The following is a 7,590-nucleotide window of genomic DNA, read 5'->3' as shown; positions in this document are numbered from 1 at the left end:
ATCTTACCCAACGATGTTTATGATCGGTCAAGGGTCATCTCGAAGTCAGACTGACATAACCTTTTTAATTTCATAATCTTAGAGTGAAAAAGATTGGTTTTTATATCGTTGTTTTCCATGATCACTGACTGCAAAAAGTGAAAGAAGCTCTATCGTTGTTTTCCCTGACCTCTAATATGCATTGTTGAATCTTACCCAACGATGTTTATGATCGGTCAAGGGTCATCTCGAAGTCAGACTGACATAACCTTTTTAATTTCATAATGTTATAGTAAAAATAATTAGTTTTTATATCATTGTTTTCCATGAACACTGGCCGCAAAAAATGAAAGAAGCTCTATCGTTGTTTTTCTTGACCTCTGAGATGGATTTTTGATTCTTACCCAACGATGTTTATGATCGGTCAAAGGTAATATGAGAATAATACCTTGAAATTTTCATTATTATCAGACATTTAAATACAATTCATAGCGCTTTGATATCGCTGTTCTTCTATTGTATCTAACATCTCACATATCTAGTTCTGATCACTCCTGCACTAGCATTTTTATGGTGCAGCTCACTCGTAGACCCAATTAAGATAGCTGCTACACACAAATTTGAAGTACTGCTCAACAGATTCCCTGCTGACCAATCGAAAATTCAAACCTAACAATAAAACATATATAAATCATTATCTTAAAAATAAAGATGGAGAATTTCGATAGTAATACGTCAAAACATCAATGTACTCTTCAAAAGACACACAAAAGTAAAAAACACACTAAATATCATATAATTATGTGCAACTAAAAGTTAGACACTAAAAGTTAGACGTCATAGTAGTGCAGAACGAACTTACATCATCAAGCGGCTTTAATTGAAGCAACTAATAGACAGAAAGCCCCAGAGGGGCTTTCAAAAACAATCTTTATTTAAGACTAGCTCTTAGCGACTGGGGACTTTTAATGTCTGGAAAAGGTAACGTTTCAGCGGAGGGTACAACTGACAACGCTGGTGGAACATACCCAATCAACTCTTTCAATTTACTGCTCCAGGCTTCAAGCCCAACTAACTTATCGTCAAAATAGTCATAGCGATCATAGTGACGTGTACTCACATCTTGTAACGCGTGATTTTGAATACGATCTCGAACTTCCTTGCTGATTCGGCATGCCCCCATCAAAGTTTTACACGTTCGGCGAAGATCCTTAGGCACAAACTTATCGAACCCCACGGCATCGCGATAACGAGTCACTGCACGACAAATTGAGCTAGTCCTCATGGGTTCTTCTGCATCTTTAGGATTTGGAAAAACATATCGTCCACCACCAGAAAGCTCATATTGTTTCTGAAGTATTTCAAAAGCCAATCCGTTCAACGGTACGATATGATCTTTTTTGTTTTTGGAACGTTCTTTAGTAATACAGATAAACTTCTCTTCCCAATCAACATTCCACCATTCAAGTGTAATCACCTCATATGGTCGTTGCCCCCCTAGATAGATGCACAGTTGAAGTAAGTGCCTCAAATCTTGTCCGATGGGTACAAGATCATAGTTTTCGCGAAGATCTTTTAGCAGACGCCGTAACTCTCGCCATTCTAAGAACCTTTCACCAATGCGCTCTCCGTCTTTTTGCTTAGGAATTGGTGCTACTGGATTGTATTTTATGCCAAATTTCGACTCTAAAGAGAAATAGCGAGGATCGTTATCAAAGCGCATCCCATGGTTAAACGCCGCCATCACATAGCTACGTAATCGGTTACTTTGGGTGATAGCTCCGCGCTGGATCATCTTACTAATAACGTATTTAATATCATCAGTCGTTACATCACACGCTTTGGTGTTTCTGTCTATATATGGATAGAATTCTCGTACCAGCGCATTTCGCACGTCTTCATACGTTCTCTTTCCATCTATTTTCATGCGCTCCGTATAGCTATGAAATAGCTCATCAATGGTTCCTAAGCTTTTACTCTCTGCATCAATTTTTTTCTGCTCGCTCTCTTGTTGTTCAAGATGCAATTTAGGATCTTTTCCGCCGAGCAACAATTGTGAGAAGACCTGGGCTTTCTCGCGAGCTTCTGTAAGAGTCATACTGCCAGCACGTGTACTGAATAAACCGATTGAGATAAATTTTTCTTTCTGTTGCTGGTAGTAGCGAAACACGAACTGCTTTTTCCCACTAGTGAAAATTTTTACACCCAAACGCCCTATACCTCGTTGACCTGAATGATCCCAGAGATAATAGGAATTTTTACGACTGGTCGCGGATTGAATTTTAGTAACAGTTAACATTCTGATTTTCTCTTGTCTTTTTTGGCGAAGTTAACTTTCTAGGTCAACAGGTATAACCTAAAAGCAGCCAAAAATGATATTGACAAACTTCCTACCTAAGCAAAGCTAGGTCAGGTAATGGGTCAGACAAGAGAAAAGTGACATGAAAATCAATGCAAACTAACGCAACAAAGAAAAACAGATAAATATTTGAATTTAATAGAAATTACCAAGCGTTGCATACTCATAAAAATGAACCTGGTAGGACTCATAATCGATTGGTCCGCAGTTCAAGTCTGCGAGGGGCCACCATATTTCGAAAGGCGTAGCAGGTTAATACCTACTACGCCTTTTTTGTATCTTATATCTTTGGGTACAGTTTCGGTTGCGGTAACTCGTCACTAACCTCGTAATAGCTTTTCTTCTTCCCCTCTTCTTTAACTATTATCTGGCTTTCTATACGAGCAATAGAAACAAAATGTCTGCTCGTGATTTAAACCATTGACCCTCAGACAACTTCTGATAGTATGGACATATAAACGTATGGACGTCTAAAGCAAAAATGGAGCTACAATGAAAAGTATTGGTCACTTAAAGAAACTAGCTTTGATTCTCACGGCAGTAGTCGGCTTAAGCGCTTGTGGAGAAAAAGATGACTCTGTCATTAAAGTGGGCGCGACAGTTGGACCACATGCACAAGTAGTCGAGGCGGTAGCGAAGGAGGCAGCGAAGCAAGGTTTGAATGTCGAAGTCATTGAGTTTTCTGACTACGTGACACCTAATGCCGCTCTTAGCGATGGTAGCATCGATATTAATAGCTATCAGCACCAGCCATTTTTAGACAACTTCAACAGTAGCCATAACGCCCAATTAGTATCAATTGGTCAGTCCATTCTTATGCGTATGGGGCTTTATTCCAATAAGTATCGCTCACTGCAAGAGCTTCCAAACAATGCACGTATAGCGCTTCCAAATGACCCTACCAACGGTGGTCGTGGTCTGTTGCTACTCGCCGATGCAGGTTTAATTGAGCTGAAACAGGGTGTTGGCCATAAAGCCGCCCTAACTGATATCACAAAAAACCCAAAATCATTTGAATTTGTCGAGGTAGATGCCGCTCAGCTACCAAGAACATTAGATGATGTGGACGCGGCTGCGATTACAATGAACTACGTAATGTCTTCTGGTTTAGATCCGAAGAAACAAAGTATCTATCTTGAAGCAAAAGACGCCCCATTAGCAGTCATGGTCATCGCCACTCGTGACGCAGACAAAAATAATGAAGCGTATAAAAAGTTCGTTTCTATTTATCAATCTCAAGCGATTCGTGATTATCTCGATCGCACTTTCAAAGGCACAATCGAAGCAGCTTTTTAATCAATAAAGCAGCGAATACTTTGCCCCACGAATCAGATAGAAAAGAGGCTAATGTTTTCTCATAGCCTCTTCTTTTCATTACTCACTAAATCGACTCATTGTCGACTTTCAGCCTCTAACTTCATTGCCAAATAAGCTTGATCAGCAGAAACCAATTCAGGGCGGTTAATCAACTTCCAGAGGAAGTATGGTGGGATTAAAAATACGATGAAGTAGAGAGATTCATGGAAAAAAACATCGGCTATCGTTTGCTGATGCTCCCAAAGTGCCGTCAGTGCGAAGAGCTCTAACATCACGCCTAATACGCCAAAGACGACAGAGACAACAATCGCTAAACCCAGTAGTTCTCTAACAAAGTGCTTGTATGCCATGATACTAATTCCTTCTAGCAATAAGTCATACTAACTTACGCTCATAAGAAACAAGTGAGCTTGATTATTATCAAACTCACCTCACCACTGTTAAGAACTTAGTTTTATAAAAAAGTACTTGTATATAGCGTCGGCGAAGACTGATTTCCCTATCACAGAGCATAGATACCTCTACAAATAGAAGGTGATGGAACGACCAACTATTGACTATATGAGCGCAACTTTAATCAGATAAGTAATATTGAACCGTCGATACCACTCGTACTTTCTTAATGTAAGGCGTGTTGCTGTCTCGGTCATAAATCGAGAACTGCCCTTGAGTTGCACGTTTGATCTTACCCAGTGAACTCTGTGAGTCTTTCGCAAATTTCTCAGCCACTTCACGCGCATTCTTAGTCGCTTCTTCGATCATGTCTGGCTTCACATCATTCAGCTTAGTAAAGCTGTACTCAACACGATTTGCATAAGGATCTTGGTTAAGCAAAACGCCTTGCTTTCCTAGCTCACCTATTTCATTGATTGCCGCTCGAACAACATCAACACTCTGGCTATAAACCGTAACGGTTCGCGAGGCCAAATAACGATACTCAATGTCTTGCTCGCTCCCATATTGCTGTGCTTTTCTGTCAATGACCGCTGGGGAAGAAAGGGAAACGCTGGTTTCAGGAAGCCCTTTGGCACTTAGAAAGTCCAAAATCAAACGGGTTTGCTGGTCAATTTCATCAAACATGGCTCCCATATCATTACTCGCTAGAGTAAATTGAATCGGCCAAATCACCGTATCAGCAGGATACTCACGCTCCGACAAACCTTTTACTGTCACGACTCTTTCATAGGCTCGGTATTTCACCGCCGTCTGCTGCATAAAATAGCCAAGTATGCCAAGACCAAGTATCAAACTTAGCCCAATCCAAAGTGCTGCTTTATTGGAAACTCGTTCCATTATTTCCCCCTGATAAATATCAACTTAGCTTAATCTTTGTTCTAGATAAGATAGCCTATCTCTTGTTTTAAGAGGGAGACATAACGCGAGTTTTGATTCATAGCACAGTGATATACCGTTTTCTTTAGTCAATAAAGCTTCATTGGTTTGTCACCAAAGGCTCATGCTTTTGCCTCTGAATTGTCATCTGTAATTTCTACTATCCAATCAGCAACTTGTACGCTGAGGTAAATATGGATAGTTCGACCCCTTTTCGTCTCCCACGTAAAACGCCGTTTGGCATTGGTGAAAACGTTGCTGAATGGGCAACCGGTTTAAACCAACTTGATAAGTTCTACGCCCAACGCCCCGTTAATGCCGATACCAAAACTTTTCTCCGCTTCACGCTGGATATCTTAGGTATCGATTATCGCATTGCTCATGGTTCACTCGACTCAGTACCTAAACAAGGAGCTACCGTCATTGTGGCGAACCACCCGCTTGGTTGTGTGGAAGGCGTCATCTTGGCCGAACTCTTGTTGATGGTACGAGACGATATCCAAATTCTAGCCAATCAATACCTGAAAACCGTACCAGAGTTAGATCAGCTCTTCATTGGTGTCGATGTGTTTGAAGGCAAAGACGCCGTCAAATCGAATATGAAGGCCCTCAGAGCGGCTAATAAACACCTCGCAAGTGGCGGCTTATTGCTTGTCTTTCCTGCCGGTGAGGTTTCCCAGTTAGTCGATGCCAAACAGCAACGCTTGGAAGACAAAGCGTGGAGTCGAAGCGTAAGTAGCCTGATCCGCAAAAACAAAGCAACGACAGTTCCTGTATTCATCAGTGGTCAGAACTCGAAACGCTTCTATATGGCAGGGAAAATCCATCCACTTTTGCGTACCCTAATGCTCGGGCGGGAGCTACTGAACAAACATGCACAAACCATCAACTTGTCTTTTGGCCAAGCGATTAAATTCAAAGAGATCAACACACTTAACGATGATCAAGTGGTGAACTATTTGCGGCTCAACACTTACTTGCTCAATCGTGAACCCCAATCAGTTAAGCCTTCTTCTTCATCAGAACTGCTCTCTCCAATAGCGGCAGGGTTACCCGTAGGCGAATTGCTTGAAGAGCTGAACAACTTACCAAAAGAGTCCAAGCTGCTAACAAGTGGTGAGTTCGATGTTTACTGCACGGAGTCGCAGAGTATCCCTTCCCTACTGCATGAAATTGGTCGCCTACGTGAGCTCAATTTCCGACAAGTTGGCGAAGGGACTGGACTAGCAATAGACATTGACCATTTCGATCATGATTACCTGCATCTGTTTGTGTGGGACAGAGAGAACCAATGCTTGGTGGGCGCGTATCGTTTAGGTCTGGTTGATCAACTGATTGAAAAGCGCGGCGTAGCAGGTCTGTATTCACGAACGTTGTTTAACTATGACCAACGCTTTATCGACCAAATGGGTAAATCCATTGAGATGGGGCGCTCTGTGATTGCACAGCAATATCAAAAGAGCATGAGCGCGCTACTGCTACTGTGGAAAGGCATCGCAACGTTCGTTCATCAAAACCCAGATTACACTCACCTATTTGGTCCGGTAAGCATTAGCAACGATTATAGCGATACTGCACGTCAATTACTGGCTCAATCAATGACACTGCACCACTACGACAACAATTGCGCAGAGTACGTCACACCTTCTAACCCACTTCCTGAGCACCACCGTGACTGGAACACCAGCATGCTCACTGCTCTGGGTGATTTACAGCTATTGTCACGTGTCATTGCCAGAATCGATGAAGGGAAAGGAGTGCCCGTTTTGCTGCGTCAGTACTTAAGCCTCAATGGCAAGCTGGTATGCTTCAACGTCGACCCTGCATTCAATAACGCTCTAGATGGATTGATTATGGTGGATTTGCGCGATGTTCAAGAAAAGACGTTGGCAAGGTATATGGGACGCGAGCAAGCTCATGACTACCTCGTCTATCATACTAATAGCAACGATGATTAAGAACAGTGATTAAGTAGAGAGTTGGGAATCACAAGAAGAACCGTGTGGCGACTCTCTTTATTTACCCTTTCATCAACTAATTAGGCGTGCTCCGTGAAGTGCGCCGAAAAGACTCTTATAGATACAATCTATCGAAAGATCTAGATAGCATTTATCTCACCAATTCCGTCACAAACTTTCACAAAAAACAAAAACAGATCCAAGTCACACTTTAAATCCACCACAACTCAACACAAAACGTGATATTGATCATCACAAGCATTTAATTCGAATTTCAAAAAAAATCAAAAGTGATCAAAGTCACAAAGTATTTTTATTTTAAATTTGTCAGAAGATCGGATTGATCACTAAGATTTTTATTGACAGGTTTAAAAGTTGCTTTTTGTTATTAAGTTACAAGTTAATAAGTTGAACTTGGTCACTTAAAAACCGTTTCTCAGCCTAAGAAATGCGGGCGTAGATCACAAAAAACCCGTTGTCAGTTCCAATTGGAAAATGTGTGGTAAATTGATTGGGTACTAAGCAATCAAACAAACGGTTTTGGCGAACCGTTTACTACAACAAGATACATCAGAACATCGAACGGGGAATTGTTATGATATCACCAGATGCCAAGATCAAGATACAAAATTTTGGTCGTTTTCT

General features: G+C 41.4%; 5 protein-coding genes. 2 read left to right on the top strand and 3 right to left on the bottom strand.

Annotated elements, in window-relative coordinates:
* Positions 1 to 910: 910 nt before the first annotated feature.
* Positions 911 to 2,278, bottom strand: a complete 1,368-nt coding sequence (locus R7P72_RS23160) for a tyrosine-type recombinase/integrase (RefSeq protein ID WP_318110766.1) — start codon at positions 2,276 to 2,278, stop codon at positions 911 to 913.
* A gap of 552 nt (positions 2,279 to 2,830) precedes the next feature.
* Between R7P72_RS23160 and R7P72_RS23155 the strand changes: the two genes are divergently transcribed.
* A complete protein-coding gene (locus R7P72_RS23155) occupies positions 2,831 to 3,634 on the top strand; it encodes a MetQ/NlpA family ABC transporter substrate-binding protein (RefSeq protein ID WP_005379717.1) in 804 nt (267 codons plus the stop codon).
* 95 nt (positions 3,635 to 3,729) lie between these two features.
* On the opposite strand, the gene R7P72_RS23150 is transcribed toward R7P72_RS23155, so the two are convergent.
* A complete protein-coding gene (locus R7P72_RS23150) occupies positions 3,730 to 4,005 on the bottom strand; it encodes a hypothetical protein (RefSeq protein WP_005379716.1) in 276 nt (91 codons plus the stop codon).
* A 223-nt stretch (positions 4,006 to 4,228) separates the two neighbouring features.
* A complete protein-coding gene (locus tag R7P72_RS23145) occupies positions 4,229 to 4,948 on the bottom strand; it encodes an SIMPL domain-containing protein (RefSeq protein ID WP_005379714.1) in 720 nt (239 codons plus the stop codon).
* A 233-nt stretch (positions 4,949 to 5,181) separates the two neighbouring features.
* Here R7P72_RS23145 and R7P72_RS23140 point away from each other — a divergent pair, with 233 nt between their 5' ends.
* A complete protein-coding gene (locus tag R7P72_RS23140; protein WP_005379712.1) occupies positions 5,182 to 6,945 on the top strand; it encodes a lysophospholipid acyltransferase family protein in 1,764 nt (587 codons plus the stop codon).
* Positions 6,946 to 7,590 lie beyond the last annotated feature (645 nt).

The organism is Vibrio sp. Vb0888 (genome assembly GCF_033338835.1).
GTDB lineage: Bacteria > Pseudomonadota > Gammaproteobacteria > Enterobacterales > Vibrionaceae > Vibrio > Vibrio alginolyticus.
The sequence above is the reverse complement of the archived record's forward strand: the minus strand, read 5'-3'. Positions and strand labels throughout refer to the sequence as shown.

Coding starts and splice junctions, on each gene's coding strand:
- R7P72_RS23160 (WP_318110766.1), bottom strand. CDS start 2,278: ATGTTAACTGTTACTAAAATTCAATCCGCGACCAGTCGTAAAAATTCC.
- R7P72_RS23155 (WP_005379717.1), top strand. CDS start 2,831: ATGAAAAGTATTGGTCACTTAAAGAAACTAGCTTTGATTCTCACGGCA.
- R7P72_RS23150 (WP_005379716.1), bottom strand. CDS start 4,005: ATGGCATACAAGCACTTTGTTAGAGAACTACTGGGTTTAGCGATTGTT.
- R7P72_RS23145 (WP_005379714.1), bottom strand. CDS start 4,948: ATGGAACGAGTTTCCAATAAAGCAGCACTTTGGATTGGGCTAAGTTTG.
- R7P72_RS23140 (WP_005379712.1), top strand. CDS start 5,182: ATGGATAGTTCGACCCCTTTTCGTCTCCCACGTAAAACGCCGTTTGGC.